Here is a 23,752-nt window from a genome sequence, read left to right as displayed (position 1 = left end):
TTTCCTGGACGACGCGCGAGGAGTGCTCACGCGTTCTTTATGTTCACTGTCCCGGATCATCACCTTTTGTTCATCAGGTCACAACACCCGGGCTCGGAAAAACACCACTTCGAGACCTCGCTGAGTCTTTGACCGGCCATTATTGTCCGCTGAGCCATGCCGGGGCCCATGGTTTCGTCCGCTGGGACAAATGACCGAGCGCGGTTCGGCCGGCCGGGTCGCCGATGTCGGCTCCCGCCCTTCCGTCCACAGGACGTGGACGAGTATCGACATCCCCAGAGCCGCCGCCTAGCCTGGAATCAGGCGGAACCGGGGCCACCCCGCAGCCGCTCCTCGACCGTCTCCCCACCTCCGACGCCCCCATCCGTCCGAGAATCGTGGACGAACGGCCTTCCCGAGCCGCCGCACAGAAAGCGGGAGGACCATGACGAGCGGAACCGGCCCGATCGGTGGGAGCCGCGACCATCCACCGGTGATGGGCGGCGTTCCCCCCGCCGATCCCGATTTCACCGGCCGCGAGGCGATCCTCGAACAGATCCACGAAGCCCTGCAAAGGCGCGAGGGGGCCCGCTACCTGATCGGCGGCGGAAGCGGTGTCGGCAAGAGCCTCATCGCCCGCCAGTACGCGCATCGGTACGCCGAGCACTACGACCTGATCTGGTGGGTGCCCGCCGCCACCGACATCGACGCCAACGGCTCCTTTCTGCGCCTGGCCGAGCAGATCGGGCTGACGGTCTCCCACGACCACATCGCCCGCACCGTGCAGGGGGTGCGCCGGGCCCTCACCCGCGACCCGCGGATCGGTTCGTGGCTGCTGGTGTTCGACGGGGCGGCGGACATCGAGACCCTGGTCTCCGACTACGTGCCCGAGGGAGGGCCCGGCCGGGTCCTCATCACGAGCCGGGACCACCGGCGCCCACGGTGGAACCGGGTCGGCCGTCTCATCGACGGACGGGTCGTGCCCCGGCTGGACACCGCCGAGAGCCTGTCCCTGCTGCGCAAGGTGTGCCCCGAACGCGTGGAGCCGCTCGGCACCGGCGAGCGCCTGGCCGAGCACCTCGAACACCTGCCCCTGGCCCTGTCGCAGGTCGGTGCGTTCCTACGGGAGTCCCCGCTGGAGACCGAGGAGTTCTTCGAGCGCTTCCAGGAGCGCTACACCGACATGGTGACCCGGATGGGCACCGACGACGAGCACACCGCGCCCTTGGCGGCGGCCTGGGCGATCCAGGCCGAGGAACTGCTCGGGGACACCGACGACGACACCGGCCGAGCGGTGGTCGAACTCGTGCGCCTGTGCGCCTTCCTGGCCCCGCTGCCGTTGTCGCGGTCCTTCTTCACCCGGGCCCGCGGCCTGGGGGACGCCCCTGGGCGGAGGGGGCCGTTCGGCGACGAGGTCCGCCTGGATCGGGTCCTGGAGTTCATGCGGCGGCGCAGACTCGTCTCCGTCGACCCCGGCAACGACACCTTCCACCTGCACGAACTGTTCCAGGAGGTGATCCGGGACTCGATGCCCCTGGTGGAGAAACTGCGCTACCGGGAGCTGGCCCGGCGGGTCCTGGCCCACAACGACCCGGGAGAGCCCGCCGACCCGGCGCACCGCGACCGTTACCTGGTGCTGCACGCCCACGTGAAGGAGTCCCAGGCCTGGTCGAGCCGTGACCCGAGGGTGCGTTCCCTGGTCCTCAACGTGATCGACTTCCTCACCGAGACCGGCGAGTACCCCAAGGCCGTGGGCGTGGCCGACCAGGCCGTCAACGCGTGGGGGGACGACCCGGCGTCCCTGATGCACGCCCGTCTGCGGCGCAACAAGATCCGGCGGATCCACAGCGAGTACGCGACCGCCCTGGCGGAGGCGCGCGACATCCACCGGGAACAGCTCGACCGGGGCGGACCGGAGGCAGACGAGACCCTGGAGGCGCTGCGGGCGGTGGCCATCGCCCTGAGCGGACTCGCCCGGTTCGACGAGGCCGAGCACCTCTTCGAGCAGATCCTGGAGCACCGGCGCGCCCGCACCGGGTCCGAGCCGGACGCCCACACCCTGGAGGCGGCGCACGACTACGCCCAGGTGCTCCAGGAACAGGGGAGGTTCGACCAGGCGCTCCTGGTCTCCGAGCGCAACCTGCGCGAACGCGCCGCCCTGCTGGGGCCCGACAGCGTGCCGACCCTGCGCACCGACCTCAACCTGGGGCTGACCCTGATGTCCCTCGGGCGCTGGGAGGAGGCGCGCGACCGCCTGGAGGAGTGCATGGAACGGTTCGAGGCGATCTCGGCCGCCGAGACCCCGCACGCCCTTCAGGGACTGTTGTTCCTGGCGCTGGTCCACCGCGACCTCGGCGACACCGAGACGGGGCTGGAGTACTCCTCCCGGGCGCTCGCCCTCTACCGACGCCACTACCCGCCGACGGTGCGCCAGACGCTGTACTGCCGGGTGGTGCACATGGTGACGCTGACCCGGGCGGGTCGCCGGGACGAGGCGGCGGAGGAGGCGCGGCGCGTCCTGCCCCCGACCGACGAGCGGTTCCCCGACGGTCACCCGTTCCCGGCCTGGGCCCGTGTGGGCATCGGGATCGTGCTGCGCGCCCAAGGGGCGTTCACCCGGGCGGCGGTCATGGATCAGGCCGCTCTGGAGCGTCTTCAGAGGATCTACGGGCCGGGATCGTTCACCACCCTGCCCGCGGCGCTCAACCTGGCGACGGACCTGTACGGGTCGGAGCGTCACGCCGACGCCCGTGAGCTGGACGCCCTGACCGAGGCGGGCTGTCGCGACCTCGTGGCGGACACGCACCCCATCCTGCTGACCGCCCGGCGCAATCATCTGGTGAGCAGGCACACCCTGGGCGAGGACGTGAAGGAGGAGTGGTCGGAGCTGCGCCGGACCCTCGCCGAGCGTTTCGGCTCCGCCCACCCCTCCGTGGCCTCCATGTCCTCGTACACCCGTCAGGACTGCGATGTCCTACCCGTGATGGTCGTATAAGAGGAGAACGGAGAAGGATTTCAGCGCTTGGCCGTGGCCAGGAAGGTGGACCATTCGTCGTTCTTGAATCCGAGCCGCGCCAGGTCCGGGTTCACCGAATCCCGGAAGTACGATTCCCCGGATTCCAGGTTCAGCACTTCACAGCACGCACCCACATCATAAGAATAGCGCGACTTCCGCCACCGGCCGAAGAAATCCGAACCCTTTTCCGGGCTGTTGATCATTATCCGTCCACTCTGACCGATATGCCGACAAAAAGGCATGCCCAGCACAAGGAAAAAGGGATTATTCACAAGAAATATGGCGGTCCAAAGAGCAGAGTGCCCCGAACCGGCAGAGCCCTGTCGTCTACCCCACGCCGGGCGCACCAAACACCTGATCTTTTTTTCACGGCCCGAAGTAGAAGGCAAGTGACGGGCGAGACCAGTGTGGTCGCTTTTCCATAACATTGCCGATGGCCTACGCGAATCATCGGAGTGCCACCGCGAAGGCCCCTGAAAGCCGGGTGTTTCATGCCTTGCTGTCGGTTTATACATCCGCCCTTTGACATATTCATCGGACGTCCTCGGGGAGGGGCCGGCGACCGGGATCCGCTCCCGACGCGGGGCGGCGGGGCCGCGCTGGGCGGGCCGGACAGGCCGGTGGCCCGGGTCGCGCGCCTCGACCCGGGCCACCGGAGCAGGAGGGCGAAGCCCTCCCAGGAGAAAGGTACTGTCCGAACCGCCCGAGGGAGGCGGTTCGCCCACTTCCGTCGCGTGCCGTTCATCTCGAACGGTGGGAGGCCGCCCCGGTCGGCCCGCATCGGGCCCCGGGAACGTGAACGGCCCCCCTCCCCCACCGCCGATGGGGGAGAAGGGCCGGGTTCGTGGGGACCGCGCGGAGGCTAGTCCCAGTCCAGGCCGCCGCCGGTCTGGTACTCGATCACGCGGGTCTCGAAGAAGTTCTTCTCCTTCTGGAGGTCCATCATCTCGCTCATCCAGGGGAACGGGTTCTCCGTCTCCCCGAAGATGGGGGCCAGGCCGATCTGCTCGGCGCGGCGGTCGGTGATGAAGTGCATGTACTTCTCGCACAGGTCACCGTTGAGGCCCAGGATGCCGCGCGGCATGGTCTCGCGCCCGTAGGCGACCTCCAGCTCGCAGGCGTCGGTCAGCATCTGCCGGACCTCGGCCTGGAACTCCTCGGTCCACAGGTGCGGGTTCTCGATCTTGATCTGGTTGATCACGTCGATGCCGAAGTTCAGGTGGATCGACTCGTCGCGCAGGATGTACTGGTACTGCTCGGCGATGCCGACCATCTTGTTGCGCCGGCCCAGCGACAGGATCTGCGCGAAGCCGGTGTAGAACCACATGCCCTCGAAGATCACGTAGAACGCCACGAGGTCGCGCAGGAACGCCCGGTCCGCCTCGGGGGTGCCAGTGCGGAAGTCCGGGTTCTCCAGGTTCTGCGTGTACTTGAGCGCCCAGGCGTCCTTCGCGGTGATGGACGGAACCTCCCGGTACATGTTGAAGAGCTCGCCCTCGTCCAGGCCGAGGCTCTCGCAGATGTACTGGAAGGTGTGGGTGTGCACGGCCTCCTCGAACGCCTGGCGCAGCAGGTACTGGCGGCACTCGGGGTTGGTGAGCTGGCGGTACACGGCCAGGACGATGTTGTTGGCGACCAGCGATTCCGCGGTGGCGAAGAAGCCCAGGTTGCGCTTGAGCATGAGGCGCTCGTCCTCGGTCAGCCCGTCACGGGACTTCCACAGGGCGATGTCGGCCTGCATCGCGACCTCGGTGGGCATCCAGTGGTTGTTGCACCCGGAGAGGTACTTCTCCCAAGCCCACGTGTACTTGAGCGGGAGGAGCTGGTTGACGTCGGCGCGGGCGTTGATCATCGCCTTGTCGTCGACGTTGACGCGCGCGGCGTCGCGCTCGATCTCGCCGAGGCCGCTGGTGGCGCTCGCGGTGTTCTCAGAGGTCACGGTCATGGTGTCTTTCCTTCTCCGGGAGTGCCCGGAAGCGCTTCGTGGGGTGGAGAGGGCCGCCCGCCCCGGGCGGGGGCGGGCGGCCGAGGAGTCGTCGCGGCCGGAAGGGCCGAGGGGACCTACTGGCAGGCCTCGCACTCGGGGTCGTCGATGGAGCAGGCCTGCCCGTCGACGATCTCGAACTCGTCCTCGATCGGCTCGGGCTCGGCCACGGGCTCCGGGTGGACGACGGCCGCCGGGGCCGGGGCCGGGGCGGCAGCCGGGGTCGCGGCGACCGCGTTGAGACGGCCGTCGGTCCCCTTGATGGTGCTCTTCTCCACGTGGGTGGCGCTCTGCGAACGCAGGTAGTAGGTGGTCTTGAGACCGGAGCGCCAGGCACGGCGGTACAGGGCGTCCAGCTTCTTACCGCTGGGGGCGGCCATGTACAGGTTGAGCGACTGGGCCTGGTCGATCCACTTCTGGCGACGCGATCCGGCGTCCACGAGCCAGTTCGGGTCGACCTCGAAGGCGGTGGCGTACAGCGCCTTCAGGTCGTCCGGAACGCGGGCGATCGCGCCGAGGCTGCCGTCGTGCAGCTTGAGCTGCGAGACCATGTCCTCGTCCCACAGACCGCGCTCCTTGAGGTCGCGGACCAGGTAGTCGTTGACGACGGTGAAGTCGCCGGACATGTTCGACTTGACGAACAGGTTGCGGTAGACCGGCTCGATCGACTGGCTGACGCCGGTGATGTTGGCGATGGTCGCGGTGGGCGCGATCGCCATCACGTTGGAGTTGCGCATGCCGGTCCGCTTGACCTTCTCGCGCAGCGAGAACCAGTCGAGGGTCTGGCCGCGGTCCATGTCGAGCTCGCCGCCGCGCTCCTTGGCGAGCAGACGCACGGAGTCGATGGGCAGGATGCCCTGGCTCCACAGCGAGCCCTCAAAGGTCTCGTAGGCGCCGCGCTCGGCGGCCAGTTCCATGGAGGCCTCGATGGCGTGGTAGCTGATGAGCTCCATGCTCTCGTCGGCGAACTCCACGGCGCTGCGGGAGGAGTAGGGCAGACGCAGCTTGAACAGCGCGTCCTGGAAGCCCATGAGACCCAGGCCCACGGGACGGTGGCGCATGTTGGCGCGCTCGGCCTCGGGGATCGTGTAGAAGTTCACGTCGATGACGTTGTCGAGCATGCGCACGGCCGTGCGGACGGTGCGGCGCAGGCGCTCGACGTCGATGCCGTCGGGTCCGACGTGCTGGGCCAGGTTGACCGAGCCCAGGTTGCAGACCGCGACCTCTTCGGAGTTCGTGTTGAGCGTGATCTCGGTGCACAGGTTGGAGGAGTGCACCACGCCGACGTGCTGCTGCGGGGAGCGCAGGTTCGACGGGTCCTTGAAGGTGATCCAGGGGTGGCCCGTCTCGAACAGCATGGTGAGCATGCGGCGCCACAGGTCGACGGCGCGGACCCGCTTGTGGACCTTGATGCGGCCCTCGTCCGCGGCCTTCTCGTAGGCGGCGTAGGCCTCGGCGAAGTCGTTGCCGTACAGGTCGTGCAGTTCGGGGACCTCGTTCGGCGAGAACAGGGTCCACTGGCCGTCCTGCTCCACCCGCTGCATGAACAGGTCCGGAACCCAGTTCGCGGTGTTCATGTCGTGGGTGCGGCGGCGCTCGTCACCGGTGTTCTTGCGCAGGTCGAGGAATTCCTCGATGTCGATGTGCCAGGTCTCCAGGTAGGCGCACACGGCGCCCTTGCGCTTGCCGCCCTGGTTGACCGCCACCGCGGTGTCGTTGGCGATCTTCAGGAACGGGACGACGCCCTGGCTCTTGCCGTTGGTGCCCTTGATGTGGGAGCCCAGGCCGCGGACCGGGGTCCAGTCGTTGCCCAGACCGCCGGAGTACTTGGACAGCATCGCGTTGTTGCTGATGCCGTGGAAGATCGCCTGGAGGTCGTCACCGATGGTGGTGAGGAAGCAGGAGGAGAGCTGGGCGCGCACCGTGCCGGAGTTGAACAGGGTGGGCGTGGAGGCCATGAAGTCGAACGAGGACAGCAGCTCGTAGAACTCGATGGCGCGGGCCTCGCGGTCGTCCTCGTTGAGGGCCAGGCCCATGGCGACGCGCATGAAGAACGCCTGCGGCAGCTCGTAGCGGGTCTCGTCGCTGTGCAGGAAGTAGCGGTCGTACAGGGTCTGGAGGCCCAGGAACGTGAACTGCTCGTCGCGCTCGGGGCGCAGGGCCTTGCCCAGGCGGTCCAGGTCGAACTTGGCCAGAGCCGGGTCGAGCTGGCCCAGGTCGATGCCGCGGCCGACGTAGGCGCCCAGGTAGGAGGCGTAACGTCCGCGCATCTCGGACTGGGTGGCGGCGTCGGAGACGCCGCTGATGAAGGTCAGGGCCTCGCGTCGCAGCTTGTCGAGCAGCAGGCGCGCGGCGACGTAGGAGTAGTCCGGGTCGACCTCGACATAGCTGCGGGCGGCCATGATGAGCGCCAGCTCGACCTCGGAGTCGGGGATGCCGGGGTAGAGACCGCGGCGGGCCTCGACCAGGACCTTGTCCGCCGAAACACCGGAAAGCCGCGCACAGGCCTCGGTCACGACGTGCTCGATCCGGTCGAGGGCGGTGGGGGGCGCGCCCTCGGTGGTCGGCTCGGGCCGAACGGATGCGGGCACGGCCTCGACGTCAAGGGTCATACAGCGGCTCCAACCTCGATAGAAGAAGTCCCGGCGGGGTGGGGACGGTGGCTACAGGCTCGCGCGGCGCTCACCGTGCGGCCGCAGCACCGGGTGCGTACGGTCGTCGATCGGTGTGTCACGCGGGTCGCCCTCTCCCAAAGCCCCCGGTCGTACTAGCGCTTGCGCGCCGGTCTCCGGCCCTCGTTCGCGCGGTCCGTGGATCACCGGGATCTCGGGGGTCCCGGGTGTTCTCACAGCGGTCGCGTTCCACTCGGCCGGCAGGGTCGCTCCCGGAGTCCCTCCGGGTCGCCTGTCACCCTGAGGGGTGAAGCACCAGCGGGACAGATACTACATCTAGGGGCCTACGCTAGGAACCACCGCAAGATAATGGCGTGTCGCTGTTTTCTCATATTCTTCGACGGCCGTCGAACATGCCCTGAGGGCGTGGTATGGGGGCCGCATCGGGGCACGTGGAACGGCATCGCCGGCCCCACGGCGAGGGGGCCGTGGCCAGCCTAGGACTCCCGTGGAGCGGTCCGTGCCCACGCCGGCCGCCGGGGAGGCCGACGGGCGTCGGATCGCCGTCGTCGCCCGGCCTGAGAGGCCGGAGGAACCTGGTGTACCCGGTCCGGCGACGAGGGCCGCCCGGGGCGTCACAAGGGCCTCTGGGCGACCTCGGTCACCCGCGTCCCGGGCGTGTCGCACACGCACCGGGCGACACGTCGGGAAACTCACTCCTCGTCGAGGCGGCGGTCCAGATCGTCCTCGGGCAGCCCCAGGTCGGCCCGGATCCGGAAACGGATCCGCAGCAACTCCCAGAGCAGGTCCCGAACGTAGGGCGTGAGGTCGCGGTGCAGGAAACGTCGCGCCCCCTCGGTCGCCCACCGCTCGGCGCCCGCCAGGTCGTCGTGGGCGTACAGGGCCTCGGAGACGTGGAGGTACGTCTGAAGGCCGCGCGGTTCCTCGCTCCGCAACCGGTCGAGCTGGGCGTGGGCCCGCTCGATCTCGTCGAGCTGGAGCAGGGCGCCCGCGCTGAGGGCCCGCGCGTCGATGACCGTGGGACCGCCGTCGTCGATCGCCCGCTGGTACGCGGCGCAGGCGCGCTCGTACTCCTGGGCGATCTCCCACTGCTCCCCCGCCCGGACGAACAGCTCCGCACGCGAGATCTCGCTCCCGGCGTCGACCCGGTTGGCCAGGTCGAGGAGCCGGGCGGCGACCTCACCGTGTTCACCGGACCGCACGGCGTGGAACTCCAGACGGTCGAGTTCCGCCGTCGTCACGCGGGTCACCCGCATCGGCCCATCCACCTTCCGCACTCGCACACGGCGCTAGCGTCTGGCCCGCTCCAACGCCTGCCAGAACCCTTGGCGCAGTCCGTCCCGGACCTCGTCGCGCAACAGGTGGTCGATCGGCAGCGAAGACCCCTGGAGCAGACGCGCCTCCAGGTCGGAGGGCATCCGAGGCCTGCGGGCGAGGACGGCCTCCACCCACAGGGCGGGGGCCTCTCGCGCGATCGACTCCGCGAAATCGTTCCCTTCTCCGTGCGCGACACGCACCGCTTCGTCAACGGTATGCGCGCCGGCGTGCGTCTGCTGGGGATATCCGGGACCGGACCGCGATTCGCGGTATCCGGTCGCCCCGAACCCGTCCTCGTGACCGGGACCAGTAGGCGGTGCGCTCCCGTAGGAGGGCACCGAACCGCGATGAGCGGTGTCAGTTGCCGTACTGGTCCCATAGGTAGGGTTTACGTCGTTCGTACCCCCACCCCCGTACCCGGGGCCTTCCCCTCCGGGGAACCTCGGGTCCTGTGGTCGCCCCGTTCTGGGTGGCGCGTGGCCTTGACGGCCGTCCTCCGCGAAGGAGCGCTGTGGCCCCGTGCCCGACGAGAACGACTGCTGGGGGCCGGTCCCGGAGGCGAACGACTGCTGGGGGCCGGTCATCGACCGCCCCGGGTCCTGACCGCCGGCTCCGGAGGCGAACGACTGCTGGGGGCCCGTGCCGTTCGTGAACGACTGCTGGGGGCCGGTCATCGACCGCCCCGGGTCCTGACCGCCGGGCATCGTGTACCCGCCCTGGTCGCCGCGCAGCGACGGATGGCTTCCGGTGACCGGGTATCCGTGACCGGCCGCCCCCGGATATCCGGGGGCCCCGGTGACGGAGGACTGGCCTCCGGAGGGGAAACCGTTGGCGTCGATGCCGCCGGTCCCGGCGCTCCCGCGCCCGTCGCCGCCCGAGCCGGCGAGGTGATCGCCGCCGCCGCGCTGCTGGGCCAGGGTCCGCCGCATCGCGCGGAGCTGCTCCATGGCACTGCCCTGGGCGATCGACTGTCCGCCGGTGCCGGCGAACATCGCCTCCAGGTCGCCGGTGGAGGCGTCGACCGGCTCGACCCGGGAGCCCCCTGGCTGTGCCGTGGCGACGGGGCGGCGCGGGGTCTCGGGGGCCGACCGACCCCGCCCGTTGGCGAACGGCGTGGTGGTCTTGGCCGCGGTCTCCTGGGGCGCGCCGCTGCTGGAGAGCAGGCTGACGTGCGGGCGCAGGTGTCCCGCGCCGATCTCGATGAGGTCGTCGCACTCCCGGCGCAGCGCGCGCGAGATCGTCCAGTTGCCCTCGACCGAGACGTGCACGACCGTGACGCGCACCCCCATGTCCTGGACGTCGGCGACGACCGCGGCCATGTCCTCGTCCCCACTGACCAGGACGGCGTCGCACAGGACACCGCTACGGGCCAGGGTGGTGAGGTCGCGCTGGACGTAGCTCTCCACACCCTCACGACGACCGGGTCTGATCCGCGCGGCGCGGAACTTCACGCCGGGGATGTCGGCGATGCCCTCCTGCTCCTGGGTGCGCCGGTCGTCGGAGACCGCCTCGTACCAGTAACAGCGCAGCAAGGGCAGGCCGGTACGGTCGCGCGCGACCTCGTTGAGGAACTGCACGAGGCCGGAGTAGTCCCAGGAGACGGAGTCCCGGTTGCGGGTTCCATGCACGGCCATCGCACCGTCCGCGAGAAGGTACCCCGCGTCGACGAACAACGCGCAACGGTCCACGACATCGCCCCCTTCCCTGTTGACTCTGGGGCCATATCCATGGCCGGGGCACAGCCTAGCCAAGTCTGTGTGGTTTTGCGTGCCCCTTGCGAACACGGACAGTCACGGTTCGGAGAACCAGGAGTAAGGAGAACCGGTGGGGGGACTCCCCCGTACGCTCCCCATCACACCGCGGCCCCCGCGCGGGAGGGGATTCAGGTGCGCATGGGTGCCACCAGGGCGATCACGCCGGCCAGCACGGCGTCCTGTTCGGAGACGATTCGGATATCCGTTTTCCTTCCCACCACCGGGGCGAATCGCACGACGTCGGTACCGAAGGCCAACGGGTCGCCCACCGCGCCTCGGGCCGAACCGGCGAACACGTTGTCGGCCGTCCCGTACCCGCCGACCGGTGCCGCCACCGTCCCGTCCACGGTCACCCGGTCGCCACCCAGGTCGGCGTCGCCCTCCCAGGCCACCACGTCCAACCGCGCGGGCACCGCGGCCGGCAACAGGCCCGCCACCGGGAAGCCCAGCCCGACGGAGTCGTGGAACACCGCGCCGGCGTCGTCCAGGACCATCGCCTGGTTGTAGGAGCCGATCGACGGGTCCTCGATCACGACCACCAGGCTCCACCCGGCGTAGAGGGCGCGGCCCTCCAGCGCCGGGACGTCACCCACCCACCACTGGCCGCCGCCCTGCGCTCGCACCAACCCGGTGACGTCGGCGAACGCCTGGTAGGCGGGGAATCCCGGCAGGTCGACGACGCTCACGTCGATCGCGGTGACCGTGTGGTAGACGTCCTCCGCGGGGCCCTTGACACGGGCGGTGTAGGAGTCGTGCGCACCGGCCGCCGAGAAGTACAGACCGGCCCAGCGCACCCGGGCGCCCTCGGGCAGGACCCAGGTGGCGGCGCTGGAGGAGAGGGTGGTCGGGTTCCAGTCGTCGTCACGGGGCGCCATCACCCAGTTGTCGTTGTCGCGTCTGTCGCCCTCGCGGGCGCGCGCCTGCGCGCACGGGCCGTCGGAGAGGGATTCCCCGACCTCCGGTGCGGGACTCGGTTCCGGCGTGTAGCCCTGGGGCGTGTCCTCGCCGGTTTCCGTGACCGCATCGTCATCCGGCGCACTCTCCGGGGCCGACGGGATCACCTCCGGCGCTGAGGGCTCATCCGCCTCTTCCGCCCCTTCCCGCACCGAGGTGTCGGCCGCTCCGGGGGCGGGGGTCTCCGGGTCCCCGGGAGCACGGGCCAGATCGGCGTCCTCGTCCGGTTCCGGGATGGGTGCGGGTTCCCGCTCCGCACCGGTACCGGGCGCGACCGGCCGCTCCCACCACGGCCACGGCCATCCGCCCTCGTCCTCGGGTTCCGCACAGGTCATCAGGGAGTTGCCGACGGTCTCCGCGGTCACCCGGCCCGCGGTGGCGTATCGGGCGGGCACCCCTTCGATGGTGACGCCACGCTCGCCGCTGGCGACCGCGCTCACCGAACCGGAGGTGATGGTCGCCGTGGCCGGGACGTCGAGTTCCGCGTCGGGGGAGACCCGCACGTCGAAGAAGTAGGTGCTGTTCTCACCGGCGCCCATCGCCGAGCGCGCGCACTCGCCGCCGACGCCGCCCGCCGCGCAGCTCCAGTCGCCCTCGCCGTCGGCCATCGGCACGCCGTTGCCCGCGCCGCCGGAGAAGATCATCTCCACCCCGGGCGGCAGCGTGATCATGGCGATGACCTCGGTCACGGTGGGGGCGCCCAGGTTGCGCACGTCCAGAACCATGATCCCGGAGCCACCGGGGACCAGCGCGCCCACCGGGTCGATGCCCACCGCGAAGAACGCTTGGGGGGCCTCCTCCGCCGGCACCTCCCCTTCGGGGACGTCCGCGGGCGGTACCGCCGGAGCGGGCTCGCCGGGCCGCGGGCGAGGGTCCGACGGGGAAGCCGGGTCGGGCCGGTCCGCGGCGGGCGGATCGGCGGCGAGTGGATCGGCGGCGGGCGGGAAGTCCGGTCGCGGGTCCGCCGGCGGCGGGGCGTCCGGGTCCGCCCCCGGGGGGAGCACCGGCGGGGCCGCGGCGGGGGCCGTCTCGTCCTGCGGCAGCGGACCCTGAGCCCCCACCAGCGCCAACGCCACGGCGACCGCCACACCGGCCGCGGCGGTGGCCCCCGCCGTCACCTGCTGCCGCCGACGCGACATCCGGCTCCACCAGGCACTCGTGGCCGCGCCACCGGGCGTGAGGGCCAGGTAGCCCGTGGCACCGACGCCGACCACCAGGGGAAGGACCACCCCGCGCAGGCCGACGTTGACGTCCATCAGCTCCGCGTACACCTCACGGCAGTCCGCGCAACCGTCGAGGTGACCGTCGACCTTGGCGGTGTCGCGCTTGGACAGGCCGCCTCGCACGTAGGCGCCGAGCAGACCCACCGTGGGACGGCAGGGCTCGGCGACCGCGCCGCCCGCCAGGTGCATCTGGAGGTAGGCCTGCCGCAGCCCCTCCCGGGCGCGGTAGGCCAGGGCCGCGACACCGTTCGCGTTCAGACCCAGGACGGCGGCGGCCTCGGAGGGTTTGGCGCCCTCGATCTCGGTGTGCCACAGCACCGCCTGCCAACGTTCGGGCAGGGACAGGAAGGCGCGGGCGATGAGCGATCGCTCCAGGCCCTCCAGTGCCGGGTCCACGAAGGGGACGCCCGGGTCCAGACTCTCCATGTCGTCGGTGACGACCTGGCGTTTCTCGCCGCGCCCCCGGTCGTAGGCGGCGTTGCGCACGGCGGTGAGCAGGTAGGGCCGGAAGGAGTCGGTGGGGCCTCCGCCCCGCTGGATGACACTGAGCACCCGTGTGAACGCCTCGGCGACCGCGTCCTCGACCTCGGCGTCGCTCCTGAGCAGCTGGCGGGCCAGACCGCGGGCGGAGGCGGCGTGGCGCTCGTACAGGACGGCGTAGGCGGAGGTCTCCCCATCACGGACACGACGGATGAACTCGGAGTCACCCGTGAGTACCTCTGTGTGATCTACCTCGGCGTTGGTCACCCAACGTCCCTTCTTGCGCGGAGCCGTCTGTGGAGGGGCCGGAGGAGATGGGGTTTCCGGCCTCGTGGGAACACGTCAAAGAAATATCCCGCATCCGCGTCATAGGCGCCACCGATCTCCGTAATCAGGGGTGAGGGCGCACGGAAGAGCCCGTCGCGGGGGCGCGGGCCCGACCGTGAGCCGGAAGGGGAGGGACCATGGGTGAGGCCGAAGCGGGCACCGTTTCCGCCCGAGGGTTGCGCACCCCGTGGGAGCGCCGGAGCCGGGAGACCGGGTGGGCGTCGCCGGAGGACTGGTGGACGCCCGCCGTGGACCTGGTGTGCACGACCTTCGTCACGGGCGGCGACCTGGCGGGGGCGTGCGCGCGGCTGGGCGAGGCGCGGGCGCGCTCGGGTATCGGGATCGGTCGGGCGATCACCGACCTGGCCGCGTTCACCGAGGTCGCGAGCCGGGGCGAACCGCCCTTGGAGCTGGTCCGCGCCCTGGCCGAAGGCTGGGCGGAGGCCGGACGGGACCGGAGGACCTACCTGGACCCGTTGACCGGGCTGGGCACGCCGGAGTACCTGCGCACCCGTTTGGGAGAGCTGTACCGCCACACCGACGAGGTCTCCCACTGGCTCGTGGTGGTGATGCTCGACCCGGGGCTGGACCCGTGGCGCCGGGCGGCCCGCATGATCGTGCTCGGCTACGAGCTGTCCCGCTTCTTCACGCGGGGGGAATCGGTGTGCCTGCTGGGCAAGGGGCGCATCGGGGTGCTCACCCCGGACACGCCCTCCCTCGAAAGCGACCTGGACCGGCTGCGCACGGGCCCGGGAGGGGAGCAGGGGGCGGCGGTGTGGGGGACGCCCCTGCCGAAGGGCCACCGGGAGGCGTTGACCCTGATCGACCGCTTGGGGGAACGGCAGTGACCACATGAACGCCGTCCGGCGTCGCGCGGCCCGCCTTGAGGGGGGCTGGGCCCGGCGCCGGGCGGTCGGGCCGATCGACGGGTTCCGCTGAGGGGACGGACCGTCGGTCGGCCCCGCCGGACGACGATGGCGGACCCTCTGGCCCCGGGAGGGGGCGGTCCGCGCCGTCCGGTGAGGGGGAGCGCCCTTGTCGGCGCCCCCGGGAGGCGCGTCCGCAAGGGGAGTGTGGGCGCGCCTCCTTCACCCTGTGAACCGATGACGGGATCAACCGGGGTTGACGCGGCCCCGGGTGACGGTGAAGACGGCCCGCCGCCAGGCGGAGACGGGGACGGGCTTGACCGCGGCGATGCGCTGCTCGTATCCGCCGGGCGCGGCGTACGCGGGCGAGAAGCCGGTGTCCGCGACCCGCCCGGTCAGGAACGCCGACGCGGCGTCGGCCGTCGCGTACCCGGGTGGTGGCATCCGCCCGAGGTCTCCCCCGGAGAACACCCCGAGGACCGTGTCCGCCCCACCGGCGGACGTCCCATGCCCGCTCGACGCCACGGACCCGAGATCCCCGACGTGCTCCACCGGCCCTTGGAGCGCGGTGTCGAGACCGTCGTCCGCGCCATCGGACCGCCCGACGGGATCCGAGGCCACGGACTCCTTCGCCGGGCCGGGGGCGTCGTCGGAGGAAGCGGCGGTGGCGGGATCGGCGATGGCGTCCACGGCGATGAAGGCAGCATCGTCGGTGGCGGCCGGCTCCACCGAAGGTGTGTCCGCATCCTCGTCGACAGGGGCGACCGACGCCACGGCGCCGAGACCGGCGACGCCCGCGGGGCGCTCCGGGGTGTCGGGGGGCGCGGGGGGCGCATCGGTGTCGAAGTGTTCGGCTGGAAGACCGGTGGGCTTCTCCGCCGACGTGTCCGTGACCTCATCGGTGCCGCCGGACGCGGGGAGGGGATCCGCCGTCTCCGGAGCCCGGTACGGGTCCCGGGGCACGACCGAGACGGCGTCCACGGAACCGGCGGCGTCGACCGGTCCCCCCGCATCATCGGCGGTGGAAGCGCCCAGAGACGGTTCTCCCGCTTCCGGAGCGAACAGTGACACGCCCCGGTAGAGCAGGGAACCCTCGGATTCGGAAGCGGGATCCGGGGCGAGGGGTCCGGTCCGCGGCTCCTCGGCCTCGGTCCGGGTCTCCTCCTCTCCTTCCTCCTCTTCCTTCTTCTTCTCCACTCGGGCACGCCGGTCGGCTCCGAGCACCAGGAAGACATCGGTCTCCTCGGCGTCCGGGTCGGTGGTCTCCTCTTCCCCCCACACGTTGATGACCGCCGGGTCGGCCGGGCGCGGCGGCCCGACCACACGCGGAGCGCGTGTCCATCCGCCCGTGTCGGGACGCTCCTGCGCGCCCGAAGGGCCCTGCCACGACTGTCCCGGGCCGCTCCACCACTGTTCCTGGGCCGGACCCGGCTGCCGGGGCGACGCAGGCGGCGTCACGGGAGGCGCGACCGCCGCCTGTGGTCCCGGCACGGGTTCGGGGCCCCACTGCGGATTCTCCCGTTGGGGCATGGGGGTACCGGAGAGGAAGGCCTCGGCGACCGAGTCCTGGGCGAAGGTGCGCGGGTTCTGTGGCCCGGACCGGTCCGGCCATGGGCGTTCGTTTCCGGAGTCCATCGCGTAGGGCGTGGGCGGCAAGCCGCTCCAAGGCCCGCTCTCCGCACGGTCACCGTGGTCCGGGTTCTGCCGCCCCGGCACGAAGCCTTGGTGGTCATGGGTTCCGGGGCCTTCCGGCCGCGCGCGCCCCTGCCCGCCTCGTCCCGGGGGCGGGGTCTGTCCGCCGGAAGGGGCACCCCAGGCGGGCCCGCCGCCGGAGGGGTCGTGCCGTTCCCACCCCGGGTGGCCGCCCGAAGGCGCATTCGGTCCGGAGTGATCGCCGGGAACACTCGGGGCCGGATACCCCGGAGCGGGCCGACCACCAGAGGGATCACCCCACCCCGGCCGACCACCCGAAGGATCACCACCGGCAGGAGTACCCTGACCGGCGGGAACACCCGGGTACGGACGCCCCGCCACACCCTCGTCGCCAAAAGGCTCCCGGCCCGGCCGACCACCGGACGGGGCACCGTGCGGCGGCCGGCCCCCCGAAGGAGAACCCCACCCCGGGTGACCACCCGAGGCGTCACCGGGAACCCCCCGATCACCGGGACCGCCGGGACCGCCCGGGTTCGGATACCCCGGAGCGGGCCGACCACCAGAGGGATCACCCCACCCCGGCCGACCACCGGACGGGGCACCGTGCGGCGGCCGGCCCCCCGAAGGAGAACCCCACCCCGGGTGACCACCCGAGGCGTCACCGGGAACCCCCCGATCACCGGGACCGCCGGGACCGCCCGGGTTCGGATACCCCGGAGCGGGCCGACCACCGGACGGAGCGTCCCATCCCGGCCGGTCGGCGGGTGGCGTGCCCGGGTACGGACGCCCCGGCGTGTAGGGCGACCGTCCGCCGGAGGGCGGCCGGGCGTACGCCGGGGGCGGGACCGGCGGGACGCCGCCCTCGGGAACGGCCTCGGCCGGTCCCTCCTCGTCCGGTTCGGGATCCTGGTCGTACCGGTTCATCGTCCGCTCCCCGTGTTCGGGCCGCCGTCGATCGCGCGGTCCAGTGCCGCCAGCGCCACCGTCTGCACCAGCCGGTGGGTGCTCTCGGCGATCCGCCGTGGCAGCACCGCCGTTCCCTGCGCCAGGTGGCGGTCGTGCGGCAGGGCGATCACCTCGGCACCGCTGCCGGCGATGATCCGCGCCGTGCGCTCGACGTCCAGACCCCGGTCCTCACCGCGTTCCTGGTCGAACACCACCACCACGGTCCGTGCGGCCTCGTCCTCGCGCCCCTGCGCGGTCAGGACGTCCAGTTCGCGACCGACCCGCAACGCGGCCTCCCGGGTCGCCCGCACCACCCGCACCCGGGAGTGCGCGCCCGCCGCCACGGTCTCCAGGAATCCCCCGCCGGTCTCCCCCACGGCGATGGTCACCCCGAAGAACCGGGACACCGGCAGCAATCCGGCGGCGTAGGCACCGGGATCGGCGGGGTCGGTGCGCGCCGTCCACAGCCGGTCGGTGACATCGCCCAAGCCTTCGCACACGGTCTCGAAGGCGGTCCCGTCGGCTTTGGCGAGGTCACCCGGTTCCTCGACGTCCAGCCGGGTGGCCAGGGACGGTTCTCGCCCCGTGGCGTCCACCGCCAGCACCCGGTCGTGCCGGAAGTGAGCCAAGGCACGGGCCATCAGTGCCGCCACCACGGTGGCGTCGGAGCCCGTGCCCAGGTCGTCCACGACGATCCGCCGCCCGGTGGCCGTGGACCGTTGGAGTCCGACCCCCAGGTCGATGGCGCGGGCCACCTCGTCCACGGGACGGAAGGGCCGCAGCACGGCCCGCCCCATCCTCCGGGTCCACCCGTCGCCGGTCGTCGGCTTGGGGTCGGTCTGTCGAACGTTCATCCGTCCCCCGCTCAGAACGTGCCGAGGAGGCGCTGGTAGGTGCCGAACGCGCCGATGGCCAACGGCACCAGCGCGACGACGGCGACGGCCTCGAACCTGCTGGTCGCCCCGCGCAGCCGGGCCCGCACGTGTTCGGGTTGTTCCACGGACAGCACCACGGCGGGGATGGCGGCCATCCCGACGGCGATGCCGAGCGCCGGCCACACCCCCCACGCGTAGGCCTGGGTCCACGAGAAGAGGAAGGCCGCCAGCACGACGAGACTCGCCGCGGTGAGCGCCGCCTTCTGGGCGACCAGCGGGAACAGACGGGCCCGGCTGGCCACGACGATGGCCAGCACCGTGGACAGGCCCGCCGTCCACGGGTCGAAGTGGCCGGCCAGACCGATGCCCGCGATGGCGGTGGCCACGGCGACGGCGACGGTGGCGATGACGAGACTGCGGTGGGCTCCCGCCACGGAGGCGAGCACGTCGCCGCGGGCGACCGCGTCACCGGAACTGCGCTTGTCGTCGAGCACGGCCAACCCGGAGAGCATGAGCGCCAGGCGCAGCAGCAGGCTGAGCAGCACCACGCAGGCCACCGTCATGAGCGCGGCCACCTGGTACGCGGGCAGACCGAAGGCGGCGCCCGCCGACCAGACGACGGCCAGGGCCAGGCCCACCCCGCCGCCGGTCAGGCCGCCCCGGCCGAGGCCGGAGGTGAGGCCGAGCAGCAGTACGAGCGCGGCGATGAGGGCGGCGAGGCCGCCCCAGCGCGCCCATTCGGGCCAGGAGAAGAGGTCGCAGGCCAGCCACAGGGTGAGGCCGCCGACGGCCGCGCCGGAGATGGCCAGTGCCGTGCCCAGGGGTTCGCGCCAGGTGGGGCCGATGGCCGCGCCGACCGCCACGAGCAGTGCGGCGGCCACGGCGAGCCCGACCATGCCGCCGGTGGAGGGCGCGTACAGGTGCGCGATCCACGCGGCGACGAGGGAGAGGGCGACGAGGGAACCGGTGGCGGTCCACCGGGCGGCGTCGGGGTTCCAGCGCCCCCGGTGGTCGTCGATGGCGTTGGACACCGCCTCGGGCACCTCGTGGACGACCGGTGCGGGCACCGGTTCCTCGGCCCGGACGAGGCGGAGGACCGCACCGTCGGCGATCTGCCGTTCGGCGAGGGTGGTGTCACCTTCCAGAACGGTCCCGGAGGCGGTGACGAGGTGTCTCAGACGCGCCGGGTTCTCGACGGGATCGCCGAGGAGGTCGAGCACCTCCGGCATGAGCGCGCCCACGGGTTCGCCCGCGGGCAGGACCGCGTCGACCCTGCGCTCCTCGCCGACGAGCGTGACGCGGCTCCAAGCGGTCATTGCCTTCCCATCCTGCTGTGTTCGCTGTGTCGGGTTCGGTGGGTGATGGAGGGTCAGCCGGGCATGTCGGTGACGGCGACGCGTTCGACGTAGCCGTTGCCGATGAGCCAGCGGATCGTGGGCACGGGCGGCACCTCACCGAACCCGGCCGTGTCGAGGGTGAACCGGATCCCGCCGCCGGTCGCGTCGCCGTCGGCGGGCGCGGTGGTGGCGGTCACCTGGAAGGGGTGGATGACCCGGTACCGGTGGTAGAGGGGTTCTCCGTCGGCGTCGGTGCGCACGTACGCGGGCAGACCGCGTTCGGCGAAGGGGGTGCCGTCGGGGTTGAGGTGGCGCCCGCTCTCCTGACCGAAGGCGTCCAGGACGTCACCGGGTTCGAGGGTGTGCAGGTAGGAGCCGCCGCTGCGCTGTTCGAGGTTCCCGCGGACCTCTTCGACGAGCTCGGCGGAGGTCTCGGCCATCTCGGCCTCCTCGGCCGCGGTGAGGGGTTCGGGGGCGGCCTCGGTGGTGGCGAGTTCGCGGTGGAGCCAGCGGGCGGTCTCGTCCTCGGTGCTGAACCCGGGGCCGGGGCGGCCCTGGTCGTGGTCCATGACGGACACCGCCGGATAACCGTCGGCGTCCTCGGTGACGAGGTAGTAGCTGTCGATGGTGCCGGCTTCGGGCCGCGGGTCCCCGGGAAGCACGTACAGGCTCTCGGGGACCCCGGCCGCGTCGAGCTCGGCGCGGAGCTGGTCGAAGGTGACCTCGGTGCCGACCCAGGCACCGGGAGTGGCCGGGAGCGCCTTGGTGGTGGGACCGGACGCCGCCTGCTCCCGCTCGACGCGCTGGGTGCCGAGCTGGTGGCTGACGAAGGACCAGCCGACCGTCCCGCCGCAGATCACCGCGGCGAGACAGGCACTGATCATCACCTTGGTGATGTTCTCGTCGAGACGGCGCCTGGTGCGCTGTCCCCCGAAGAGCACCGCCTCCCGCAGGCGTTGTCGGCGTACGGCGACGGACTCCAGCAACTGACTGTCGTAGTCGCGTGCCACGCGTGCTCCTCGTCGCTTCTCGTTCCCGGCCGGTGCTCCGCTCCGCGCGTCAGATGCTCTGGACCGCGGAGTTGGCGCGGCTCAGTGTCTCCTGCGCGGTGGAGTCGTTGGTCTCCAGGGTCTCCCGCACGAGGCGGATGATCTCGCGGACCTCGTTGGCCGCGTTGTGCCACTTGAGCTCTTTGGCGCTGTACTCCTCGGAGACCCCGGTGGCCTCGAAGTCGGACATGGCGGCGCTGACGTCGGTGTCGTGTTCGCCGATGATCGCTTCGAGCCGGTTCATGATCGTGTTGATGTTGCCCTGGGCCTCCTGGGAGGCGCCGATGTCGTAGGCGTTCTTCATCTGAGGCTCCTCGGGGGGATCAGCGGAACTTGGCGGCGTCGAAGTTGGCCGCGCCCATGTTGGTGTTGGCGTCGTCGGCCATGGTGTCCGCGCCACCGGTGAAGGCGGTGTTCATGCCCTCCTGGCCGACCTGGATCGAGCCGAGTCCCGCGCGCAGGTCCGCGGTGATCCCGTCGGCCCGGGTCTTGAAGGAGTCGAACGCGGCCTTACCGGCGCCGTCGAACTTGCCGACGAGCGGTTCGGCCGCCTGAACGAGTTGCTGAATGAGCGAGCTGAGCTCGTCGCCCGAGCCCGCGGTGCTCTGCCCCAGAGTGGCCAGCGTGGTGTCGCCGACTTCCCAACGTGACATCCGTTCACCTGTTCTTTCTCGGGGGTCCTCGCGAGGCTGTCGCCTCCCGTGGAGAGAGGATGCACAGAGCGTGCCGACAGTTCAGAAGAACGACCACGAAGCCGTACAAGGGACCCGATACACCCGATGGGGAGGATCTGCATACTACAAGCGGTCACGGGCCGAGAAATAGACGAGTCGGCTACCTGTGGACAAAGGGGTGAGGGCACGTGAAGTTCGAGGTCGTGGAGCCCGACGACTGGGACGAGGCACCACCCGACGGCGGGACGGACACGTCCGCCGAGGCAGATCCCGAACCAGGGAAAGAAAATCGGGCCGCCGAGGAACGCAATCCGATCGAACTCATCACCGAGCAGGTGAATTCGCAGGTCAAAGCGGATATCGCGGCCACCCGGGCGGCCATCGGAAATCTGTGGTCGGCGATCGCCGCAGCAAAAAGTGATCCTCATCACAGCACTTCGACCACGAGCCCCGTCACCCCCACCGAATTCCGCGCCTCTCCCGCACCTTCCTCACCAGTCGCCCCTCCCACCCCCAGGACTGATGGAGGCGAGCACGAATGAGGTGGTGACCGTCACCGAGATCGACCGGGTGCGACGCCGGTCGGCCTTCGCCCCCTGGCGGGAGGTCCTCGCCGGGGCCGAGCGGAGCGATCATCTCCCGGCGGCGTCGGCGGAAGGGCGCGCTTTCTTTGAAACCGTGTCCTTGCGGTCCCTCCCTGCGGCCATCCGGCGTGGGGCGGCTTCGGCGTGTCGTCGGCCCCGGCCGAGGGGCGGGTGCGCGGGAAGGATCCGCGTCATGAGGCCGAGGTGGGTGGGGGCGTCTCCCCGGGCCCGGTCGGTGGTTCAGGTGACGGCGGCGGTTCCGGAGGCGGGCTGGACGTGGTGCCCGGGAGCCTCCCATGGACACGGCGGAAGTTATCCACAACCTGTGGACGAATCCCGCGCGAGGAGCGGACCACGCCGCCGCTCCGCCCCTTGACCTGCGCATGGAGGCGGTCGAGAAGAAATAGCCGACGTGGGTCTTTGATTCGATTCCCAAGAATTCATAACCCGTCGAGCAGGAAAAGGGATATGTCCGGCAGGGGAAGGAACCGGCTCTTATGCGCTGTCGTTCGACCGGACGGAGGCCGGCCGGTGCGTTCGGTGAAACCCGCCGGGACCGACCGCCCGCCATCGTGGGCTCCGGACACCCGGTTCCCTTGTGCCGAACGTCATGGAGTCCGACGGAGACCTCTCACCATGTCGGCCACCGCGGCGGCTTCCACGAGGGTCGGAGGGAATCCCCGAAGATTCACGGCAGAGAATCCATACGCCGTTCCCGACCTCCATCTTTCGTTCCCGAGAAACCCGACACCACTGATCGAACGTCGATTCCGCAGGTCACAGTGATCGCGTGGGAAACCTCACGAGCCCACTCACGGCACATCGGCATTTTCATCGCCGGAGAGGGAACAGCTCCCCATGATGAACGGCATCCATCTCGACGATCCACCGACCACCGCCGCGGACGCACTCGACCGCGGCGGTGCCCGAACCGACCCGGGGGCCGAGGAGGAACGGTGCGCTCGGGCGGTCCGCGAAGCCTTGCGGCGCGCACGGCACACCGACGACGCCCACGCCGCCGTCAGGATCCTGGACCGGAGGCTCCGCGACGGCAAGGAGCCCGCTCCGTGACCGCGACCCCTCCCTTTCCCTCCACCCCCTATGTCGCCCCGCTGTGCGGAGAGGCCCGACTCGACCACGCCTGCGCCCGGCGGGTCTGCCTGCTGGAAGCAGGGCACAGCGGACCGCACGAGGACGCCAAGGGGCAGACCTGGGAGCCGCCGGAGCAGACCCTCGAACGGCTCAGGTCCACGTGGGGGCGCACCCATCGCATCGCCTGGACGGGATCGTTGTGGATGGCCACTCACCGGGACCCCGACGCACCCTGGCGCACGGAGGTCGAGCCCACCCCCGAACAACTTGAGGAGCGGCTGCGCGCGCACTCGGCCCTGTGACCCGCCGACGACCTCCCGCCCCCAGAGGTCCTCTCGTGTGCCCGCGTCCTCGGGGCTCCGCACGTTCCGCGCGCCTCCGGCCCTCCACCCGCCCCACGGGCACCCGTGGCGCGTACGCGGTCCCCGCGCGCACCACGCCCCCGCTGAGACCGAGGCCACTCCCATCCGCATGACCGCAGGTCATCGGCGTGCCTGAAATCCCTCCCCGGTCATGACTTTCCTTCGCGCCACAGTCGGTGAAACCATCGACGCCGAACGAACATCCCATACCTGTATCCGCCTCCTCACAGGCGGACGAAAGCCAACGAAGGGCACTGAACCGCCGCCGGAGGAAACACCGTGAAGTTCGAGCTGGTCGAACCTCTCGATTGGGAGGACCCGCCGCAGACCGCTCGGTCCGAGGCACCCGAGCCGCCGCAGGCCGTCGTCGGCCCCGTCCGGGCCGCCGCCGACCGTGCCCGCGAACGCCTTCGTCTGGAGAGGGAGGCCCTTCAGTCCGCCCTGGGCCGTATGTGGGAGACCATCACCTCCGTCCAGGCAGAGGAGTCCGTGATCCTCCCGGCCGACTCCGTGACCCCCGCGAACTTCCGCCCCGGAGCCTTCTCCTCGCGCAATGCCTGACGCACCCCCTCGTCCCTGCCCCCGACCCCCGACCCCGATCATCGACACGTCGGCACGGCGCCCCGGTCACCCACGCACCGACGGGCC

The 23,752-nt window shown here is 71.0% G+C and carries 18 protein-coding genes; 6 read left to right on the top strand and 12 right to left on the bottom strand.

Annotation, left to right across the window (positions count from 1 at the left end):
• Window positions 1-424: 424 nt before the first annotated feature.
• A complete protein-coding gene (gene fxsT, locus RM479_RS00235; RefSeq protein ID WP_311509613.1) occupies window positions 425-2,974 on the top strand; it encodes an FxSxx-COOH system tetratricopeptide repeat protein in 2,550 nt (849 codons plus the stop codon).
• Between the two features lie 20 nt (window positions 2,975-2,994).
• Here fxsT and RM479_RS00230 read toward each other — a convergent pair whose 3' ends face one another.
• The 6 genes from RM479_RS00230 to RM479_RS00205 form a co-directional block, all read right to left on the bottom strand.
• Entirely contained in the window at window positions 2,995-3,198 is a 204-nt protein-coding gene (locus tag RM479_RS00230; protein WP_274812905.1) for a DUF397 domain-containing protein, read from the bottom strand.
• A 659-nt stretch (window positions 3,199-3,857) separates the two neighbouring features.
• Window positions 3,858-4,940, bottom strand: a complete 1,083-nt coding sequence (locus RM479_RS00225; protein ID WP_311509612.1) for a ribonucleotide-diphosphate reductase subunit beta — start codon at window positions 4,938-4,940, stop codon at window positions 3,858-3,860.
• 116 nt (window positions 4,941-5,056) lie between these two features.
• Entirely contained in the window at window positions 5,057-7,591 is a 2,535-nt protein-coding gene (locus RM479_RS00220; RefSeq protein WP_311509611.1) for a ribonucleoside-diphosphate reductase subunit alpha, read from the bottom strand.
• Between the two features lie 713 nt (window positions 7,592-8,304).
• Window positions 8,305-8,868, bottom strand: coding sequence for a hypothetical protein (locus RM479_RS00215; RefSeq protein ID WP_274813180.1), 564 nt, complete (start codon window positions 8,866-8,868; stop codon window positions 8,305-8,307).
• Between the two features lie 33 nt (window positions 8,869-8,901).
• Window positions 8,902-10,617 (bottom strand): NYN domain-containing protein, encoded by a 1,716-nt coding sequence (locus RM479_RS00210; protein ID WP_311509610.1) that lies wholly within the window; start codon window positions 10,615-10,617, stop codon window positions 8,902-8,904.
• A 194-nt stretch (window positions 10,618-10,811) separates the two neighbouring features.
• Window positions 10,812-13,607 carry a sigma-70 family RNA polymerase sigma factor gene (locus tag RM479_RS00205; RefSeq protein ID WP_311509609.1) on the bottom strand — a complete coding sequence of 932 codons (2,796 nt, stop codon included), beginning with the start codon at window positions 13,605-13,607 and terminating at the stop codon, window positions 10,812-10,814.
• 197 nt (window positions 13,608-13,804) lie between these two features.
• Here RM479_RS00205 and RM479_RS00200 point away from each other — a divergent pair, with 197 nt between their 5' ends.
• On the top strand, window positions 13,805-14,515 hold the full coding sequence (locus tag RM479_RS00200) for a hypothetical protein (protein ID WP_311509608.1): 711 nt from the start codon (window positions 13,805-13,807) through the stop codon (window positions 14,513-14,515).
• A gap of 264 nt (window positions 14,516-14,779) precedes the next feature.
• Here the strand turns inward: RM479_RS00200 and RM479_RS00195 are convergent, their stop codons facing one another.
• The 6 genes from RM479_RS00195 to RM479_RS00170 form a co-directional block, all read right to left on the bottom strand.
• Window positions 14,780-16,189 (bottom strand): hypothetical protein, encoded by a 1,410-nt coding sequence (locus RM479_RS00195; protein ID WP_311509607.1) that lies wholly within the window; start codon window positions 16,187-16,189, stop codon window positions 14,780-14,782.
• Window positions 16,190-17,106: 917 nt separating this feature from the next.
• A complete protein-coding gene (locus RM479_RS00190) occupies window positions 17,107-17,985 on the bottom strand; it encodes an ATPase (protein ID WP_311509605.1) in 879 nt (292 codons plus the stop codon).
• Window positions 17,986-17,996: 11 nt separating this feature from the next.
• On the bottom strand, window positions 17,997-19,322 hold the full coding sequence (gene eccD / locus RM479_RS00185) for a type VII secretion integral membrane protein EccD (RefSeq protein WP_311509603.1): 1,326 nt from the start codon (window positions 19,320-19,322) through the stop codon (window positions 17,997-17,999).
• Window positions 19,323-19,375: 53 nt separating this feature from the next.
• A complete protein-coding gene (locus RM479_RS00180; RefSeq protein ID WP_311509602.1) occupies window positions 19,376-20,353 on the bottom strand; it encodes a TNT domain-containing protein in 978 nt (325 codons plus the stop codon).
• 49 nt (window positions 20,354-20,402) lie between these two features.
• The gene (locus RM479_RS00175) at window positions 20,403-20,696 is read right to left on the bottom strand and encodes a pore-forming ESAT-6 family protein (protein ID WP_311509601.1); all 294 of its coding nucleotides are present in this window, start codon (window positions 20,694-20,696) and stop codon (window positions 20,403-20,405) included.
• A gap of 19 nt (window positions 20,697-20,715) precedes the next feature.
• Window positions 20,716-21,045, bottom strand: coding sequence for a hypothetical protein (locus tag RM479_RS00170; RefSeq protein WP_274811672.1), 330 nt, complete (start codon window positions 21,043-21,045; stop codon window positions 20,716-20,718).
• Window positions 21,046-21,254: 209 nt separating this feature from the next.
• Between RM479_RS00170 and RM479_RS00165 the strand changes: the two genes are divergently transcribed.
• The 4 genes from RM479_RS00165 (at window position 21,255) to RM479_RS00150 (ending at window position 23,665) form a co-directional block, all read left to right on the top strand.
• On the top strand, window positions 21,255-21,608 hold the full coding sequence (locus tag RM479_RS00165; RefSeq protein ID WP_311509599.1) for a hypothetical protein: 354 nt from the start codon (window positions 21,255-21,257) through the stop codon (window positions 21,606-21,608).
• A 900-nt stretch (window positions 21,609-22,508) separates the two neighbouring features.
• Window positions 22,509-22,721, top strand: a complete 213-nt coding sequence (locus RM479_RS00160) for a hypothetical protein (RefSeq protein ID WP_311509598.1) — start codon at window positions 22,509-22,511, stop codon at window positions 22,719-22,721.
• A complete protein-coding gene (locus RM479_RS00155) occupies window positions 22,718-23,044 on the top strand; it encodes a hypothetical protein (protein ID WP_311509596.1) in 327 nt (108 codons plus the stop codon). Before RM479_RS00160 ends, RM479_RS00155 begins: the two co-directional genes overlap by 4 nt.
• A 339-nt stretch (window positions 23,045-23,383) precedes the next feature.
• Complete coding sequence (locus tag RM479_RS00150) at window positions 23,384-23,665, top strand: hypothetical protein (RefSeq protein ID WP_311509595.1); 282 nt, start codon at window positions 23,384-23,386, stop codon at window positions 23,663-23,665.
• Window positions 23,666-23,752 lie beyond the last annotated feature (87 nt).

The organism is Nocardiopsis lambiniae (assembly GCF_031845465.1).
Lineage (GTDB): Bacteria > Actinomycetota > Actinomycetes > Streptosporangiales > Streptosporangiaceae > Nocardiopsis > Nocardiopsis lambiniae.
Note: the sequence above shows the minus strand (reverse complement) of the source record. Positions and strands in the feature narration are given on the sequence as shown.